At 58.7% G+C, this 18,074-nt stretch carries 9 protein-coding genes and 5 pseudogenes; 6 read left to right on the top strand and 8 right to left on the bottom strand.

The genetic code is table 11. The features are described 5' to 3' along the window. Nucleotides 1-189 precede the first annotated feature (189 nt). A pseudogene (locus AC0L2B_RS02410) lies at nt 190-796 on the bottom strand (transposase); the annotation flags it as partial. Nucleotides 797-1,431: 635 nt separating this feature from the next. Between AC0L2B_RS02410 and AC0L2B_RS02415 the strand changes: the two are divergent. Both AC0L2B_RS02415 and AC0L2B_RS02420 read left to right on the top strand, forming a co-directional pair. Continuing rightward, nucleotides 1,432-2,439, top strand: a complete 1,008-nt coding sequence (locus tag AC0L2B_RS02415) for a D-alanine--D-alanine ligase family protein (RefSeq protein ID WP_473744021.1) — start codon at nt 1,432-1,434, stop codon at nt 2,437-2,439. A 331-nt stretch (nt 2,440-2,770) separates the two neighbouring features. Further along, on the top strand, nt 2,771-3,994 hold the full coding sequence (locus tag AC0L2B_RS02420; protein WP_473744023.1) for an ATP-grasp domain-containing protein: 1,224 nt from the start codon (nt 2,771-2,773) through the stop codon (nt 3,992-3,994). A gap of 180 nt (nt 3,995-4,174) precedes the next feature. Here AC0L2B_RS02420 and AC0L2B_RS02425 read toward each other — a convergent pair whose 3' ends face one another. The 3 genes from AC0L2B_RS02425 to AC0L2B_RS02435 form a co-directional block, all read right to left on the bottom strand. Then, entirely contained in the window at nt 4,175-5,581 is a 1,407-nt protein-coding gene (locus tag AC0L2B_RS02425; RefSeq protein ID WP_473744024.1) for a CapA family protein, read from the bottom strand. A 737-nt stretch (nt 5,582-6,318) separates the two neighbouring features. After that, nucleotides 6,319-7,530, bottom strand: a complete 1,212-nt coding sequence (locus AC0L2B_RS02430) for an ATP-grasp domain-containing protein (protein WP_473744025.1) — start codon at nt 7,528-7,530, stop codon at nt 6,319-6,321. A gap of 170 nt (nt 7,531-7,700) precedes the next feature. Next, the gene (locus tag AC0L2B_RS02435) at nt 7,701-8,429 is read right to left on the bottom strand and encodes an SDR family NAD(P)-dependent oxidoreductase (protein ID WP_473744026.1); all 729 of its coding nucleotides are present in this window, start codon (nt 8,427-8,429) and stop codon (nt 7,701-7,703) included. Between the two features lie 998 nt (nt 8,430-9,427). On the opposite strand from AC0L2B_RS02435, the pseudogene AC0L2B_RS02440 reads away from it, so the two are divergent. After that, nucleotides 9,428-10,353, top strand: a pseudogene (locus tag AC0L2B_RS02440) (D-alanine--D-alanine ligase family protein). 120 nt (nt 10,354-10,473) lie between these two features. Here AC0L2B_RS02440 and AC0L2B_RS02445 read toward each other — a convergent pair. The 4 genes and pseudogenes from AC0L2B_RS02445 to AC0L2B_RS02460 all read right to left on the bottom strand — a co-directional run. Next, nucleotides 10,474-10,694, bottom strand: a pseudogene (locus tag AC0L2B_RS02445) (IS110 family transposase); the annotation flags it as partial. A gap of 384 nt (nt 10,695-11,078) precedes the next feature. Continuing rightward, the gene (locus AC0L2B_RS02450) at nt 11,079-12,020 is read right to left on the bottom strand and encodes a methyltransferase domain-containing protein (protein WP_473744027.1); all 942 of its coding nucleotides are present in this window, start codon (nt 12,018-12,020) and stop codon (nt 11,079-11,081) included. Between the two features lie 243 nt (nt 12,021-12,263). After that, nucleotides 12,264-13,316 carry a KamA family radical SAM protein gene (locus tag AC0L2B_RS02455; protein ID WP_473744041.1) on the bottom strand — a complete coding sequence of 351 codons (1,053 nt, stop codon included), beginning with the start codon at nt 13,314-13,316 and terminating at the stop codon, nt 12,264-12,266. A 261-nt stretch (nt 13,317-13,577) separates the two neighbouring features. Further along, nucleotides 13,578-14,957: pseudogene (locus tag AC0L2B_RS02460) on the bottom strand (condensation domain-containing protein); the annotation flags it as partial. 636 nt (nt 14,958-15,593) lie between these two features. On the opposite strand from AC0L2B_RS02460, the gene AC0L2B_RS02465 reads away from it, so the two are divergent. The 3 genes and pseudogenes from AC0L2B_RS02465 (at nt 15,594) to AC0L2B_RS02475 (ending at nt 17,916) form a co-directional block, all read left to right on the top strand. Beyond that, nucleotides 15,594-16,277: an IS3 family transposase gene (locus AC0L2B_RS02465; protein ID WP_473744029.1), complete on the top strand. Its 684-nt coding sequence runs from the start codon at nt 15,594-15,596 to the stop codon at nt 16,275-16,277. Next, nucleotides 16,192-17,554 (top strand): annotated as a pseudogene (locus tag AC0L2B_RS02470) (IS30 family transposase). Before AC0L2B_RS02465 ends, AC0L2B_RS02470 begins: the two are co-directional and overlap by 86 nt. Continuing rightward, the gene (locus AC0L2B_RS02475) at nt 17,551-17,916 is read left to right on the top strand and encodes an integrase core domain-containing protein (RefSeq protein WP_473744031.1); all 366 of its coding nucleotides are present in this window, start codon (nt 17,551-17,553) and stop codon (nt 17,914-17,916) included. Before AC0L2B_RS02470 ends, AC0L2B_RS02475 begins: the two are co-directional and overlap by 4 nt. Nucleotides 17,917-18,074 lie beyond the last annotated feature (158 nt).

The following is an 18,074-nucleotide window of genomic DNA, read 5'->3' on the forward strand; positions in this document are numbered from 1 at the left end:
GCCTTTTCGGGCCGTATTCCTCACGACGGCTGTTGCCCCACGAAGACGAAATGCCCGGACGGCGCCGTAGAATTCCACGGCAAATATTCCCAGCCTAACCACTGGACATTTTTTTACTCCGATGGTCTCCTAGGGAGTGGTGTAACTGACGCCTTGGTCGCCGCTCTATCCGGCATGGGGCCGGGGCTATCGGGTCAGCTTGCGCAGGAACTCCGTCCAGACCGGCTCGGTCTCAAACGTGCCGACCTCCATGCCCCTCGCGCCGGCCGTCCGCGTTGACGCCGACAGCGATGATGACGGCGACCGAGACGATGCGGCCGCCGCGGCGCACCCTCAGGTAGGTGGCGTCGATCCACAGATATGGCCGGAACGCTTTGACCTTGCCGTCGATCTCTTCGCCTAGCCGGCTGACCTGGCTTTTGGAGATGCCGCTCATGCCCATGGCCTTGACCAGGTCGTCGACCGAGCGGGTCGGGATACCCTGGACGTAGGCCTCCTGGATGACGCCTTCTCGGCCCTGCGGCGTGGTTCGAGGAAACCGGGGAAATAGGAGCCCTTCCTGAGCTTGGGGATCCGCAGCTCGACGGTGCCGGCGCGCGTCTCCCAGTCGCGCTCGCGATAGCCGTTGCGCTGGGCCGTGCGCAACGGGTTCTTCTCGCCATAGGCGGCGCCGGTGGGCGGCCCCAACCTCCAGCTCCATCAGCCGCTCGGCGGCAAAGCCAATCATCTCGCGCAAGAGATCGGAACCTGGGGTCTTCTCCACGAACGTGCGCAGGTTCATCATCTCGTCGGTCATCGATGGTTCCTTCGAATCAGGTTGGTGTCAGCAACCCGGCCTTACCGGCGAGGTGTCGATGACCACCGCTAAGCCGCTCGCTCGCTACAGCGCTATAAAGGGCGCGCTCGCGAGTGGCTTCGCTACAGCCGCGCTACACCACACCACCTGTGGGGCCGCGATTTTTACTCCGCCGGCACCCGCGTTTGGCCAGCGCTCCACGGCCTAATTTGTCACCGCCGCGCACAGATCAAAACTGGGGCCACACCCCGTTGACAGCTCCTCAATCCCTAACAGGCCGCTCCAGTGGCGGCACACTAGGCCAAATGATCTGATGAACTTCAATTCAGATAATAAGTGAGATCTCCCGTTGGGAGGCACGAGACGCCGACCGTCGCAATTCGATGTTGCACGTTCTGGTGTTCAGCTGTGTCCGATTGAAGACGTCTATGTGCGAAACCGGATATCCGAGGGGTGAGTATTCCGCCGGCGCGGGCGTAAACAAATGGATTCAACCTTGGTTCGCACAACTCGTCAGTGGCACACCCTTTGCATGACTCCGTGTAAGCACGTTGGGACCAGACGGGCTGTTCCGCACAAGGAACTAAGTCCGAGCGCATGATCGTGACGGCAGGCAAATACCAAAGGAGTAGCTCATGCGGGTAGCCATTGTGAGGAACATTGACTCTACGGGCGTGATCAACCAGTTCGGTCAACCGTATCCGCAGGCCCCGCAGCCCTGGCCGCCGGCAGGAACAGCCGAAAGCGTGTTGGCGGCACTGCAAGAGGGCGGTCACGAGACGCTGCTTTGCGAAGGCGACAAAGGACTGTTTGCTACGCTCGAAGGGTTCATTCCTCCCGATCCGGACGGCCGCCCTTCCGGATTGGTCTTCAACTTGGCAGAGGGAATTCAGGGGGAATATCGCTTTACTCACGTTCCGGCTATGCTCGAGATGGCCGGCGTTCCATACACCGGATCGAGCCCACTCGGGCATGGACTCATGGACGACAAGGTCATCAGCAAGACGCTCATCCGCAGTAGGGGCTTGGCGACGCCGAACTATTGCGTTATGCGCCGCGGCACCGAGAGTACCGGCGACCTGCGATTCCCAATGATTGTGAAGCCGCGTCACGAAGACAACAGCTTCGGCTTGCAGCTCGTACACAACCCCGCTCAGCTGAAGCAGGCTGTGGAAGGTATCGTCACGCGATATGCGCAGGATGCGCTCGTGGAAGAATACGTCGAAGGGCGAGAAATCCATGTCGCGCTGCTCGGGAACGGAGAACCCGAGGTTTTGCCCTTGGTGGAGCATGACTTCGGCGACCATGAAACGCGTATAATGACTTGGGAAGCGAAGTACACGACGGTCGCGGGGCTCACGACGATTTGCCCGGCGCAAATCGGGAGCAGGCTAGCGAGGGAGCTGCAGGATATTTCGGTTGAGACGTTCCGTGCTTGCCAGTGCCGGGACTATGCGCGCGTCGACCTCCGGGTCGATCGCTCCGGCCAGCCCTTTGTCCTAGAAATCAACGCTATGCCGTCGATCGGCGAGCGCAGCGCCTATGCTATGGCCGCGAGGGCCGCCGGACGGAGCTACTCGAGCTTGATCAATCGCCTCCTCGAAGTCGCTCACACGCGATATTTCGGAATCGGCATCTCCTAGATCTCGGATTAACCGGAATAATGGGCAATTCCGGAAGGCACATGGCCGCCATGCTGGATCACCTTGCCTCCTCGACGGCCGCTGAAAGAGCAGGTACGGAGCGCGCGATCACGCTCGAACATGTCGTTCCACCATCAACGCGGGGCGGGGGAGTTCCTTAGGCCGCAGCCGCAGGTTTTCCCAAGTTTTGAGACAGGGTCTTCAAAAACCATTCACAAACTCTTTGCAACGGAGAGTCGCTGACGATGTTACGGTCAGTTCAGGTCCAAGACCTCGCATGCTGTCACGGATGACGACCGTCTTGCTCGGACCAGCGCACAAGAGGGACTAAATGGCAAAAAGAGCGCTCATCATTGTTGAAGGCCACAGGGGCATGGGTCAGCTGTTCGTCGAAGCTGCCGAGCGTCTGGGTGTTCATCCAATTACGCTGTCCACGGCCCCGACTCAGTATGACTATCTTGTAGAAGGTATTACGTCCATCCGGGTCGATACAGACAATCTGGACGCGGTCATCCACGAAATTTCCCGTCTGCGTGCAAATTATGATATTGCTGGCATTACCGGCTTGGTGGGCGACGACGAGTCGGTCTATGTCACAGTTAGCAGGCTCTGCCGCTACTTCCATCTATCAGGGCCGAACCCCGCAGCTATTGAACGATGCTGCGACAAATTCACTCAACGTCAGTGCCTTGCCGATGGCAGCGTCCCAATACCTGCTTTTCGTTTGGCACATGATGCGAGAGAGGTCGAACGAAATGCTGCCGAAATCGGCCTGCCGGTAATTGTTAAGCCAGCCGCGAGCAACGGCAGCATCGGTGTCCGGTTGTGCCGCGACTTCAAGGAGTTGGCCGAACACACGAGTCATTTCTTCGGAGGCAAGCACATATGGCGGTCTTCCCCGAGAATCCTGGTTGAAGAGTTTGTAGAAGGCCCCCAATACACGGTCGAGATGATGGGAGATCAGATTGTCGGGATTGTCGCGGCAGAATATGGCCCTCTACCACAATTTGTTTATCGTCAATTCACCATGCCGGCCCTGCTGAACGACGATCAGCAAAAACGTATCGCCGATGTTTCCCTGAAGAGTTTGCGAGCCCTCGACCTTGGCTGGGGGCCGACAAACATTGAACTCCGCTGGACCCACCGTGGCCCGGTTGTCATAGAAGTCAATCCGCGTATCGCTGGCGCCCCCGATCCTCAAATGGTCCATGCGGCCTACGGGATAGATCTCATTAGGGAGCACATTAAGCTTGTGATCGGCGAGCGATTGGATTTGCGGAAAAGCCATTCGCGGACTGCGGCCGCGCGGATCCTGGTCCCCGATCGCGATGGCATCCTCGACTGGATCGGTGGGCACATTCGGGCGGCCGCTGTGCCAGGGGTCGCCGACGTCAAATTGTATTCGAAGTTGCCGACGCGGATAACTAGGAAAGGTGATGCCCGGGACTGTATTGGACACGTAATCGCAGTTGGGTCCTGTCCTGCTGAGGCCGAGACGATCCTTCAGCGAGCGGTCGACTTAATCCATTGGTCGATTACGCCATTGTCGCGGTAGTGACAATCTACTGAGTGGGGTTCGAACATGACATAGTCGCGGGAGTGGTGGCCACCTAGAAGATGTTTGATCGCGGCGTGTTCGAGCGTCTAGCTGACTGGTCCCCCGTCTCCCCGACGCCCAGCCATCTGCAACATGGCGCCCGAGCGTGCCGCAACTCCAGATTTTATCGAGCGAATGTTATGGCGCGTTTAAGCCGCGTGATGGCAAGGCAGAGCCCATCTCGATTATCCCGATATTGTTCCTGATGACGATTTTGGTCCCGAACGGCTCTGATAGCTTCTGCAGACGCTCCAATATGGCTTTCGCTTGTCCTTCGGCGGCAAGCCGGGGAATACCTCGGTTCGCAAATCTTTGAGAATAACCAAGTTCAACTGGATAGAGGAACAGTTCAGCAAGGTGGTTCTGCTCGAATTTGCTGATCGCAATCACGCTTTCATAGAAGACAGGGTCTGTGAATGCGACATCGTCGTGATATCCTTCTGCCATCTCGTGGACCGATACTTCGGCATCGGTATGAATCCGCGGATCCATTCCTCGTTCTTCAAACATATCCGCTCCTACAGGCGTGCGGAGGTCGTCGATTATGAAGTTACCCAGGCTGTAAAGAATTGGACGTCCCTTATAGATCTCAATGCCCCTTAGCTGGTGTGGCCCATGTACCACGTACGCGTCGGCCCCAGCGTCTATTACCTTGTGCGCGAACGCTCGTTCGTAGTCAGGCGGATCCTGACTCCAATTGCCCGGTTCATGCCCGTGGTTCGTGACAAGGCAGAAGTCAGAAAACTGCTTGCCTCTCCGGACATTTCTCAGGATTTCTGCGACATCTCGCGCATTGGGTTCGTAGCTATAACCAGCCTGAGCACCTAATTTATAGGTTATCTCAGCAACAGTAACTTCGTCTGCATTATCAGGCATGAACTTGAAGCCGGGAAGTGCATCGCGAATTCGCCTTACGCTCTCAAGCATCTCTCGAGGAAGCACAATCTTTCGGGACAAACGCAGAGCGTTGACCCCCGGTCTGCCGGGTGCTTCACCAGCCGGGGCACCGGCACGGGACATAGCCAGGAATGTTGAAGAAAAAGAGAGTAGCGCGGTGCGACCACGTGGAGTGTCAAAAAAGCGCGCAGATCCCGCTTGCGCCAAAGTCTCGCCTACTCCCGAGTAGATGATTTCATTCTCGTCGAGTATTCGGCATGTCTCGCGCATACCTTCCACGCCCCAATCAAATGTGTGATTATTGGCGTAGCTCAGCATGTCGAAGCCCATTTTCTTTAGGTCGGGACCGAGCTCTGGCAGGCTAACATGATATGCACCACCGTGCTCAGCCTGAGGCGACCCTTCGAATGAACGAATGTCAAAGATATTCGTCTCAAGATTGCCGAATGTGACGTCCGCATCCCTCAGTATCTTGACAACAGCGCTGAACCCAGGATCATCCAATTTAGTCAAGGCCCGTGACACGATAAGGTCCCCAACTGTTATCATTGTGAAGCCGTCCGCAACGCTAGTGGCTGTTGACCCGACGGAATCAAAATCAGCTCGCTGAAGGAGTTTATAGCCATCCTGATGGTTGCGTTCTTCCAAAGTTATGCTCCTATGCTCTATCCGATGAAACGTTCGGCTCTTGTTGAATAGATAGCGAGCACCAGTTGCAGAAGCATACGACAAGCGCATGATCAGCATGCACAACTGCGACTCGACGTCGGGAGGCCTTTAGCCACGGACCCTAAGAGGCTTTGGGGACCAGCTTCCGCCTAGGAAGGTTTAGCATGACTGCCTGCATCGAAAGTAGGCGAAAAAGTAAGCCCGCGATTGATGTTATTTCGCCCGCTCATCTGAATTAGCGAGGGCGGATTACTGGTCGCTCCCATGGACTTTGACGGCACCCTTCCAATAAGTGAGTTCGATACGTGTCCATTCGGCGGAGGCTTCGCCGGAGGTGTGCGCATCATCGGTATCGGTGACCGCTGGTCAGGTGACGGATCAAAGGTCGGTAGGGCAGGGCAGCGACTTTGATGTCTTCGACAGGCGCCACTACGAACTCCATCGCGAGCGCACCATCGCCGGATCGGGAGCGTGCTCGGCGACGCCATGCACCGGCCGATCCGCACCTTCATCCTAAGTTGATTGGTGACGCTGCGATTCTGTGGACGGATTGATCGCCTGGCGTGCGCTGGATCTTCCTCTCGGCGAAGTAAGTTATTCACTGATACAAAGGTAGGCCGCGATCACGCGTGAGCCTTGTCACCGGTAATCCTGTCTCTCTCCCGATCGTAGTCAATTCCGGGAATCCGCAACTTTGCAGTTTGGTACGTGGGCGCTCAAAATGGTTTGATTGACCAGTCGATTGAGTCGGCGGCACGCTGAAGTATTGCCTCTGTCTCTGCACGACTGGATGAAGCTGCGATGACACGTCCGATACAGTCCCGGTAGTCGCCCTTCCTGACGATCGGCATCTTGGGTTTAGCATACAGTTTGACCTCGACGACGCCCGGCAAAGCAGCCGCCCGACTGCCGCCCTCTATCCAATCGAGGATGCCATCACGTTCAGGAATTAGGAATCGCGCGGCCGCAGTCTGCGAACGGCTTTTGCGCAAATCCCATTCGTCGCCGATGACGAGCTTAATATGCTCGGTAACGAGATCGACCCCGTAAGCCAGCTGAACCAGCTGAGGATCGGGCGCGCCAGCGAGACGCGGATTGACCTCAATGACGACTGGACCACGCTTGGTCCAACGGAATTGAATGTTCGTAGGCCCCCAGCCAAGGCCGAGAGCTCGCAAACAGCCCAGCGAAATACCCGTGATACGCGCATGCTCGTCATCTGTAAGCTGCGCTGGAAACATTGTCTCGCGAAAGACGAAATGCGGCGGGGGACCGAAGTCATCGACGGAAAACCCAACAATCGCATTTCCCATTGTGTGAGCCGTATAATGGGAGCCCTGTGCAAACTCTTCGACCAATATCTTGGGCGAACATTGCCATATGTGATTTCCGCCCAACAGAGAGGCCGTATGTTCGGCCACCTCATCGGCGTCGCGGCACAATCGGACACCGCTGCTGCCTGCGCCCATGGCCGGCTTGATAACTAAGGGCAGGCCAATCTCCGCGGCAGCGCTTTCCACCTCCGCGGCATTCACTGCAAGGCGATAAGCAGGTATTGGAACGCCGGCCTCCGCGAGCAGCTGACGTTGAAGGAATTTGTCGCAGCATCGCTCAATGGATGCGGGGTTCGGTCCCGGCAGATCGAAATGCCGGCAGAGCTTGCCAACTGTCGCGTAGAAAGCGTCCAAGGCGCCCGTAATGCCCGCGATGTCGTAAGTCGCCCCGAGGCGGGAACATTCTCGGATCAGTGAATCGAGATCGTCTGTCTGGCAACGGATTGCCTTGCAGTCTCCCGCGGCAACATAAGCGTACTGAGCTGGATCCGCTGACAAGGTAATTGGATGAAGACCCAGACGACGAGCTGCTTGGACGAATAGCGGACCACTATACGAATTCCCTTCAACCATGACGAGCGCTCTTTTTCCCATGGCGTGATTTTCCGTTGGATGTAGTGCGACGATGCGAGCTTGAAGAGACATAAATTCTCGGCCGCGCCTGAGCTCTGATTTTACTGCGAAGTTACCATTTTGGCCAACATGACGTCGCAAAGGTTTTGTTAAATGAGTTTAAGACCTGTTTAGCGGAAAATAACTTGCCTCTAGGGAAGACTTAGCTTGGCAGTGCGGCCCCCATCGACGACAAAAATCTGGCCCGTGACGAATGCAGCCTCGTCGGAGGCAATCCATGCGACCATAGCCGCGACTTCCTCGGCACGCCCGGTTCTACCCAAGGGATGAATGGCACCCAGCCGTCCGCGTGCCCACTCGGGCATACTGGCGACGAAATTGAGATTGAGGTCCGTATCGATCCAGCCAGGAGCAACCCCGTTGCAACGCACCCCCTCTGGCCCGCCATCGACCGCGACGGCACGCGTCAAGCCATGCAGCCCCGCCTTGGAGGCAGAATACGCCGCGTGCCGGGGGTTCGACGCCAACGCCTCTATTGAGCCGATATTGACGATGGTACCGCCGCTTCTGCAAAGATGAGGCATGGCGTGACGGATTAGCAGGAAAGGAGCATCAAGGTTGAGCGCCATTGTGCGTCGCCACTCGTCCAGCCCCGTCTCATCCACGCTCGCTTCAACCATTCGCCCAGCGTTGTTGACGAGGATGTCCAAGCGGCCGCCCCGTTGAACGACACTGTCAATGATCACGGCCGGAATATCGGGGTCGCAAAGGTCTGCGACTATCGTTTCTATATGAGCAGACTCCTCGAGCTGGACCGCAAAGACCCTAGCGCCCTCGCTGGCAAGTCTGTCGGCGATTGCCGCCCCGATGCCGCTGCTGGCGCCGGTTACCAAGGCAACCTTGCCGGCGAACCTGGTCATGCCATATACTTCCCGCCGTTCGCGCGCGTCATACGGCTGGGAGCATGCCAACCGGTTCTCCCGCCGCTCCGCGTGGAACGCCTTAGTTTCGCCATTCACCGGGAAGGGGTCCTCTCGTCTATTAAGCTTCCTCTAGCCAGGTGCTCCGCAAAGCCACCGCCGCCGGCAGCTCCTGCTGGCCTAGCTGCAAGCAAGCATCAAAAGCCGTGCCAACTGACCAGAAGGAGCGTAAGAAATGTGTTCCTGCAAAATTATTCAATGGCTTACCAAAGGTCGATGAACACGTAAGTCGAACGCTGCCATGTCACGGGCTCGACAAAGCTGACAATTGGTGCCGGCGGGGTCGAGTCGCTCAGCCATTCGGCTTTCGCGCTCAAGAGTCCGGCGGTGGCGGACGTCCCCGCCCCCGGTGTTCCTAGGGGTAAACTCGCGTCATCTCCGGGCCTGCGGCAACGGCGAGTGATGCGCGGAATTGGCGGGCGGGAGATTATCGGCAGGGTAAGTGATTACGGCGCCGCCGGCGGGAGTTTGCTTGCTGGGGGATGTGGCGGCGACAGGTGGACTGAACCTGCGCCGTGATCCGACCGCCCGGCGGCCCACGCGCGATTTGAGCGGGCGTTCGCAGCGCGGCCGCTCCAGTTGGCTCGACACCATTGGCGCATGACACCCTGTGCGAAATATTTCGTCGGCCACGGGATCATCCCACCATCCAGGGACGAAGAAGGATAAAGCGCCGGCCAACCGCCATTCAATGTCCGCATTACCGTACGTCCGCGCATCCTGTTGAAGCCGCCGGTGTTCGGAACCCGACACGAAGAGGTGCAAGTGTTCCGTAGCGCGGCACGAAACATATGGTCTTGCTCCTCTCGCTCGCACAATCTCCGCGGTGGCACGCGGATTGCGTCGCACACTGTGAACGGATCTAATGTAACGATAACGGTGTCGCAGTCTCCGACGGAGGAGGTCTGACACCGGGACAAACATCCAAGGAGCAGCTCGTGCGGATAGCTATCGTGCGGAACGATGATAATACCGGCGTGATCGACCGGTTTGGTCAGCCTTGCCCCGGCAAGTTCGGCTGTGAGACGAGCAAAAGCGTGGCGGCGGCACTGCAAGAGGGCGGGCACGAGACGCTGCTGTGCGAAGGCGATAAGGGACTTCTCGTGACGCTCCAGCGATTCATGCCACCTGAGTCCCAAGGCCGCCCCTCGGGAATCGTTTTCAACATGGCATACGGAATTCAGGGCGAGTGCCGTCTCACCCACGTCCCAGCCAAGCTCGAGATGGCCGGCGTCCGTACACCGGATCGGGCCCGCTCGGGCATGGGCTGGCGCTCGACAAGGTTATCACAAAGCAGCTCATCCAATTCCCATTGGTCGTGAAGCCGCGCCACGAATCCGACAGCTGCGGAGTGCAACTTGTACATGAACCCGCTCAGTTAAGGCAGGCTGTAGAAGTGATCGTCACGCAATATGCCCAGGATGCGCTCGTGGAAGAGTATATCGAAGGGAGAGAGATCTGCGTCGCGCTGCTGGGAAACGAAGACCCCGAAATCCTGCCTCTGGTGGAGCAGGACTTCGGCGATCGCGAAACCCGCATTGTGACTTGGGAAGCAAAGCACATGGCAGCCGCGCCGCCGCCGAAGGTTTGCCCGGCTCAGATCGAAAGCAGCCTTGCGACGGTGCTGCGGGATATTTCGGTTGCGGCTTTCCAAGCCTGCCAATGCCGGGATTACGCTCGCATCGACTTCCGGATCGACCGCTCCGGCCAGCCGCTTGTCCTGGAGATCAACACTATGCCGGGGTTCGATACGGGAAGTGCTTACGCCTCGGCGGCGATCACCGCTGGATACAGCTTCTCAAGGCTGGTCAATCGCATTCTGGACGTCGCTCACACGCGCTATTTCGGAACGGCAATGCCCTGACCTCGTTGAAAGCGAGGAGCAGCAGAACCGGCCGATGACGGTATGGCCAAAGCGGTACCTCCGCCAATGCGCGAATGATGTGTGTCGCGGCGGCGACGCGATCAGGTTGCTTGCGCCTCCCCGGTCAACGGCCCATATGAAGCCGACCAGTTCGCAGGCGATCGCGGTCCAGACCACTGTTGTCCTCTTGCCCCGTCCACTCAACATTCGATAGCGGGCGGTCAGGGGGTCTGTGCCTTCCAGGCGATCTCCCGCACCTTTGGCAATGCCTCCTCCAGACAGTAGGGCTTCTTCGCGGCGACCCTTGGCAGATCCCTACAGGTCCATGCGCTCCCGGCCAGCGTCCGCAATCGCGATGGCGTTCCTCAGCTCCGCGACATAAATTCCGGCAAATGCTTCCTATAGTCTGCCAGGGCTCGCCCTCCTGTGATGAGGATCGGCTCGGACCGCCCGAGCAACCCTCGGAGGCGCAGTGCAGGGCGGGCCACCTCACCGGCAGAGGCGGACATACGGTATTACGCCGCAAGCAGTCACCGCGCACAAGCTGTACGCGGCGGCTGGATCGTTGAAGCGTTGAAACTCCCAGGCCCCTTGATGCAAGAAGAGCCGGCCCCGTCTTGCCCGCGATTAAGCCTTCGAGGCAGCGCCGGGTCCGGTTTACTAGGCGCAGGCAGACCGCTAAGACACGCCGAGGAAGCAAGCCCCAGCCACAGCGGCAATGTGTTTCACAGGCGTCGCCCGCTCCCGACCAAGGCATTGCGTATTATGCGTGCTTCGAACTCACCGTGAGAGGTTTGTGACACGATGAGCCCGAAATACTCATCAAGAAGCGCGAGCACGCGCTGCGTGTCGCTCCGGAGGCTCTCCAGGCCGTACATCTTCACGACGTATTCGGCCAATAATTGGAGAGCGCTCTCTTCGTCCCCGCTGTGGAAGACGAATGGGTCGTTGATACGCTGCACGGTTACCTCATCGAACTGGGCAGCCGCGAACAGATCGAGTACCTCGCCCGCGGTAAAATGAGGATAGTCATGTGGAGTGACGGAATGAGTTGACACCACGTCAGCGAACCAGCGTGCAGTAGGCGAGCCCTCTTCGAAGTCATGAAGAACAAAGACCCCACCCGGCCGGAGAATTCGCGCAGCCGCGCGAACAGCGGTGGCGCGCTGAGAGCGCGGGATGTGGTGCGTGCCGTAAGCCATAAGCACACCATCCACTGATCCGTCCTTGATCCAGAACGGATCGGTCGCGCTTTGCCATATCGCAAACATCCCGTCGCGGATGCAACGGTCTACCATGAACTGAGAGAGGTCAGAGTTGATGAAACTCGGGCAGCGCGCCGCACCCAAAAGCCGGTGCGCTACCTTGTTAACGTATCCGTCACCGGCGAGAAGATCGCAGATGATCAGTGATGAACAAAGTCCGTCGCGACCGTTGGGATGCATCCTGCCCAAGAGATCCATCACACCCTCCGATCGTGCGAGCGGCGACAGTTGGATGCTATCGAGATAATCCGACCCACGCCCGTCCGAGGTGAACTCATTGCGCGACGGATTGGCAAGACAGTCGAATGATTCTCTGGCTATTCGGGGTTCGATGGCGCTGAAGGCCACCGGATTTATCTTTTTTAAGCGGGCGATATGCGAATCGATACCGATGGAAAACATTCTAGAACTCCTTGGTGACCAGCCGAGGGCTACGCTCAGCGACTGAATTTTGCGGCTCCTTCTTTCGAGGAACTGTTGCCGCGTGGGAACTTCCGTGACTGTCGGCGTTACCGTGGGGTCACTCCTTCTGCGGATCTGTAGCGATCGTACGCCAAGAGAACTGTCGAAGACCCCCCCAGCCTAAGGCGGGCCAATTTCTAAGCCGACGTTGAGCACGCCATATCTCTTGCGCGGCTTCGGACCTCATGCTTCGGGCATATCGTCTAACCAGCAGGCCCCCTCAAGGTGCGGCCGAGAAAAGACCTTTCCGATCTTTTCGGGACTCTTGTTTTGATGATACCGCATGTACACGCGACCATCGGCTGCGAGGTCGAGGATCTCGATCTTTCCTGTGTGATGGGACATGATGTATCTGAATGTCTTTTGAATGCCCCCGAGACGCTGGTTAATTCCGCGCGTAATCTCTATTCCGCGAGACAGCGAAACCTGAAAGTGCGATGCGCCTTTCACCGGTCTAGCCTGAAAGAGATAATAAGGACCCACACCCATTCTGTGACACTTGGCGAAAGTGGCAGCCAATATCTCGGCATCATCGTTGACGTTCGCAAGAAGCACGGTTTGGTTCAGGAACTGCACCCCCAGTGCGCGCAGGGAGCAAATGTTCCGCTCCGCATCGACGGAGATCTCACCGATGTGATCGAAGTGTGTTACGATCACAGCGGCCTTGCCCGCTTGATGGATCCGTTGAAAGAAGCCCGGCAAGCCCGGATCCTCGAAACGCTTGGGCTGATAAGCCAGTATTTTTGTGCCGATTCGAATCGAATCGAGATGCGGGATTGGCAGCAGATGATCAAGAATTTTGTCGAGCTTGGCCGTACTCAGGACGAACGGGTCGCCCCCTGTTAGCAGCACGTTCGTAATCTCGGGATGGATGCGAATATATCGCGCAATTTCCGCGAAATCCACGGCTACTTCATCGGAATCTTTGCCTACCATGCGTTTTCGCAGGCAATAACGGCAATACGAAGCGCAACGGTTCGTCAACAGCAACAACCCGGTTTGGGCATACTTGTGCTGAAAGCCGGGAAGGACCGTGTTATCTTGCTCGCCGCTCGTATCCAGGTTGCCTGGACTCTCGAACTCTTCGAATGAGGGCTGCACAATGTACTTGAGCTGTTCATAATAACCGCTGCTGGTGATCTGCTCACGATAAAAGTTTGTGACATGATAACGCATGATGCTATTGGCTTGCAGTTCACCCTCGGTAACGACGCGCGTCCCCTCGATGAAATTCATGACCGCGGTGTCGGGCCGCGGGTCCGAGTTGGCGGGTGGTGCTTCGGGCGGGTAAGTGAGGGGCGCCGCGGAGGTTGTCCGCGCGGACAACTCACGATCGCTCAGACTCAGGCCCTTGTAGATGACCCCGCTCGCTTCCGGATCCGGATCCGTCTGGGCCTCAATCAGCTCGTGAACCCAGCGGTCTTGGAGGGAGGCAGCTTCCCTCGAATTGGACTCAACCGGAAATCGACGTTGCTCCGCCAACGGAAGCGGTGCAGACCAGACTCGCTGCCCGGGGTCGTCCGCGATCTGGCTCAGTGCCTGCTGCAAATAGCTCACAAACCGTTCCACTGTGCGCCGTTCAAAAAGCGAAATCGGATAGATCAGCCTCCCGCAAACCGTTTTACCGACCGCGGAAAGATTGAGCGCAAGATCATATGGTGCGACACGATCACCAACATCGGCGTAGTCAATTTCGAGCCCTGGCAGTTCCACAGCCTCCGGAGCATTGTTTCGCCATGTGAGTATAACCTGGAAAATCGGGCCTTGGTCCGAGTTTAGCGTTGGGCCGATGAATTCTACCGTCCGGTCAAACGGCAATTCCTGATGGCTCTGTGCGCCAAACGTGGCGGCATTGACCCGGCTCAACAGTGTCTCCAGCGTTGGATTCCCCGACAAATCGATCCGCAGCGGCAAGGTGTGAGCGAAGCAGCCGATCAGCCCCTCGAGTCCCGAGCGAGCCCGGTTGTTAAACGGTGTGCCAATCACCAGATCGTTCTGACCTGTCAGCCGCGCCAGTACCAACGCCCATCCGGTCAGCAGGGTCACGAACAGTGTCGCCCCATGACGCCGGCTCAGCACCTTCAGCTGTGCACTCAGTGTCTCGTGCAACACGAACTCGACGTAACTGCCGCTGTATTCCTGCTGCGCCGGACGAGGCCGGTCTGTCGGCAGCTCCAGCTCCAATGGAGCGCCATCCAGCATTCGGAGCCAGTATTCTGACTGCCGCTCCAAGACCTCGCCCGTCAGCCAACGTCGCTGCCAAATCGCGTAGTCGGCATACTGCACGGGCAATGGCGTCAGTCGATCCGCGCGGCCCTCGTGGGCTGCGGCGTAGAGCTCGCCGAGCTCGCGTATCAGAATCTCCCGCGATCGGTCGTCTGAGACCATGTGGTGCATGGTGATCAGCAGCATATGATCGTCCTCTGCCAAGCGCGCCAGTCGTGTGCGGATCAGCGGCCCCGCTTCCATATGAAATTCCGCCTGCCCTTCGTGGCGCACCAGCTCCGAGAGGGCCGCCTGTACGTCCGCTGCCGCCGTCAGATCATCCAGCTTCAGCGGCAGGCCGACGTCCGCCGGCCCGATCTGCTGAAACGGCTCGCCGTCCTCTTTCCCGAAAGTGGTGCGGAGCACCTCATGACGCGCCATCAACCCGTCCAAGGCTGATTGCATGGCTGCCTCGTCCAGCTCGCCGCGAAGCCGAACCCCTGTTTGTATGTGCCTGACCTCACTGTCACCTTCCAGACACGACAAGGCCCAAAGCCGTTGCTGGGGAAACGACAGCGGGATCCTGGACGGACGCGGCAAAGTTGCGATTGCCGGGATCGGCCTCAGGAAATGGTCTCTTGCGTTGATTTGGATTGTTCGAGCAAGTTTCATGTAGACCTCCTCGGTCGGAGAACGCGACACCGCTGTGGCCGCAAGGGTCCTCCACCGCGGCCATGCAATTGGCGTGCCACCGAGGAAGATGGGCGAGCAAGACGGGCAAAACAGTGTTTTGCGCCGCAACCGCGGAATGCTTGCGCCTCATTGTGTCGGATTCCCAACAGCAACGTCTTCCACGGAATACTGCTGGCATAGAGAAATTCGACAGCACACCGGTCATCCGCTTCGATAAGGGTTTGGTTGCTAAGCAGCCAATGCGAATCCGGAGGACCACTCATGACCGACGAAATGACGAGCGTGCGCGCGTTGCGGAGCAGACCGCCGCTGCCAGTTACTGCACCCTGAGATGCTGGTTTTCCTGCCGAGCGCCTAGTGGAATGGCGGCGAGCGCGGCCACTCGGCCGCTGGCGCTGGCTGGGCGGGAAGGGGCCGTTTCTGGGCTGCGTCGCGAGCTTGTGGTGCGACACCTCCGCCTGGTCGCCAAAGCCGGTTTTGTTGCTGGAACGAACAACGTCCGTGGAATTCGTATCACCCCCAGCCGGAGGCAGAGACAGCGGCTAAGCCATTTGTTCGTCGATCTCCTCCCGCACAGATTCAGTTTGGGCTCCTAACCTCCTCGGAAGCTGTCAGATGATCGCGGTTGAGCGGATGTGCGGGCTGGCTGGCGTGAGCCGGTCAGGCTATTACCGGTACTGGCAGGCCTCGTCGCCACGCCGCGAGGAAGCAGGCTTGCGCGATGCCATTCAACGTCTGGCGCTGGCGAACCCACACTACGGCTATCGCCGGATTGCCGTGCTGCTGGGCCGGGAAGCCTGGCATGTGAACCACAAGCGCGTGCTGCGCCTGATGCGGGAGGACAACTTGCTTTGCCTGCGCCGGGCCGCTTTCGTGCCGATGACGACGAATTCCAGGCATGGCTGGCGGATCGTGCCCAATCTGGCAAGAGGCCTCGAACTGGCGGACATCGACCAACTCTGGGTCGCCGACATCACCTATGTCCACCTCGCCGAGGAATTCGCCTATCTGGCTGTCGTGCTCGATGCGTTCAGCCGCAAAGTCATCGGTTGGGCCCTGGGGATCCATCTCAGGGCTGAAGTGGCGATCGAGACGCTCGACCAAGCGATTGCGGTGCGCAGGCCGGCGCCGGGATCCATCATCCATCACAGCGATCGCAGTGTGCAGGGCGGATTCAAGGGGTCGTCGCAACACTCTGAAGTTGGGGGTTGCGATGAGCATTCGAAAGCGGCGATCGGCCCGGTCTGGACGAGCGCCATTACCTTCATTAGGACGGCCGCCTGTGGTGGGGCGCGATGAACAGATTAGATTCTGGCGGGCGATCGCCGCGGGGCTGAGCAGCGAAGATGCTGCGCTCGAAGCCGGAGTGTCGCAGCCTGTAGGAACCAGATGGTTCCGAAAGGCGAGCGGTATGCCACCAGCGATGTTCAAATCCTCGGCGAAGCCGCTCTCTGGGCGGTACCTGTCATTGGTGGAGCGCGAAGAGATCGCACTTCTCAGGGTACAGGGCCATTCCATGCAGGAGATTGGGCGCCGGATCGGTCGGTCCGCCTCGACAATTTCCCGTGAACTGCGGCGCAACGCGGCCACCCGCAGCGGCGGGTTGGAGTATCGGGCGACGACTGCTCAGTGGCATGCGGATCGATCGGCCCGTCGGCCCAAGCCTCCCAAGCTTGTGTTCAACGCAACCTTGCGCACTTATGTGGAGGAGAGACTTGCTGGCGTTGTCGTGGCCCCGAGCGGCGCTCTTTTCATGATCCCACCGTTCCGTGGAAGGGCCGCCGGCATGGCCCGCGAAAGGATCGGCGATGGGCCAGGGCCTGGAGCCCGGAGCAGATTGCCCGACGCTTGCCGATCGACTTCCCGGACGACAAGACGATGCGCATCAGCCACGAAGCCATCTATCAGGCCCTCTTCGTTCAGGGCCGCGGAGTGCTGCGCCGCGAGCTGACGGCCTGCTTGCGAACAGGACGTGTATTACGGGTCGCCAGGGCGCGCGTACGTAGGCGAGGCAAGGGCTTTGTCTCACCGGAGATCATGATCAGTCAGCGTCCCGCCGAAGCGGCTGATCGAGCGGTGCCGGGACATTGGGCGGGAGACCTCATCCTCGGTCTTGGCAGCTCGGCGATCGGCACGTTGGTCGAGCGCACGACGCGCTTCACGATGCTACTGCACCTTCCCCGGCTGGTGGGGCATGGCAAAGCTCCGCGCACGAAGAACGGACCTGCGCTCGCGGGACATGGAGCTGAGGCCGTGCGTGACGCGATTACGCGCACCATCATCACCTTGCCCGAAGAGCTACGCCGTTCGCTGACCTGGGATCAGGGAGCCGAAATGGCCCAGCACGATCGTCTCACAATCGATGCGGGTGTCCAGGTCTACTTCTGCGATCCGCAAAGCCCATGGCAGCGCGGCAACAACGAGAACACCAATGGGATGCTGCGTCAGTACTTCCCGAAAGGCACCGACCTGAGCATTCACAGCGCCGGCGAGATCGCCGCCGTGGCAGCGGGCCGGCCGAGAAAGACCCTGCGTTGGAAACGCCGGCAGAAGCGCTTGACGAGTTGCTGCCATGAGTGAACACAATCGGTGTTGCGACGATCGCTTGAATCCGCCCAGTATGCCTGCGCCGAGTACGCCGCACGACTTGCGGCACACGACATCCAGCCGAGCACTGAGCCGGGTGGGCAATCCCTACGACAATGCCAAGGCCGAGCGCTTCATGCGAACGCTGAAGGAGGAGGAAGCCGACGGCCGAGCCTATCGCGACATCGGCGATGCAAGGAACAGGATCGGCGAATTCATCGACGCCGTGTATAACAAGCAGCGCCTACATTCCGCGATTGATTATCAATCGCCGGATGAATATGAAGCCGGCCTGATGCGGTTGCGGCGGGAAGCCCCTGCGGCAATCTCAGAGACGGAGAACTGTTACTGATCTCTGTCTCACCCGAGGGGTGCACTTCACTGGGTAACGGCGGGTTGCAACAGATCCTTCGAATAATTGTAATATACTCTATGCGCCCGCAGATCACCGACAATGCTATTGTCACCACAAAGTTTGAAGCAGGCACCGCCGAAAAAGTTTATGCCGAA

The organism is Mesorhizobium sp. WSM4815 (genome assembly GCF_055811575.1).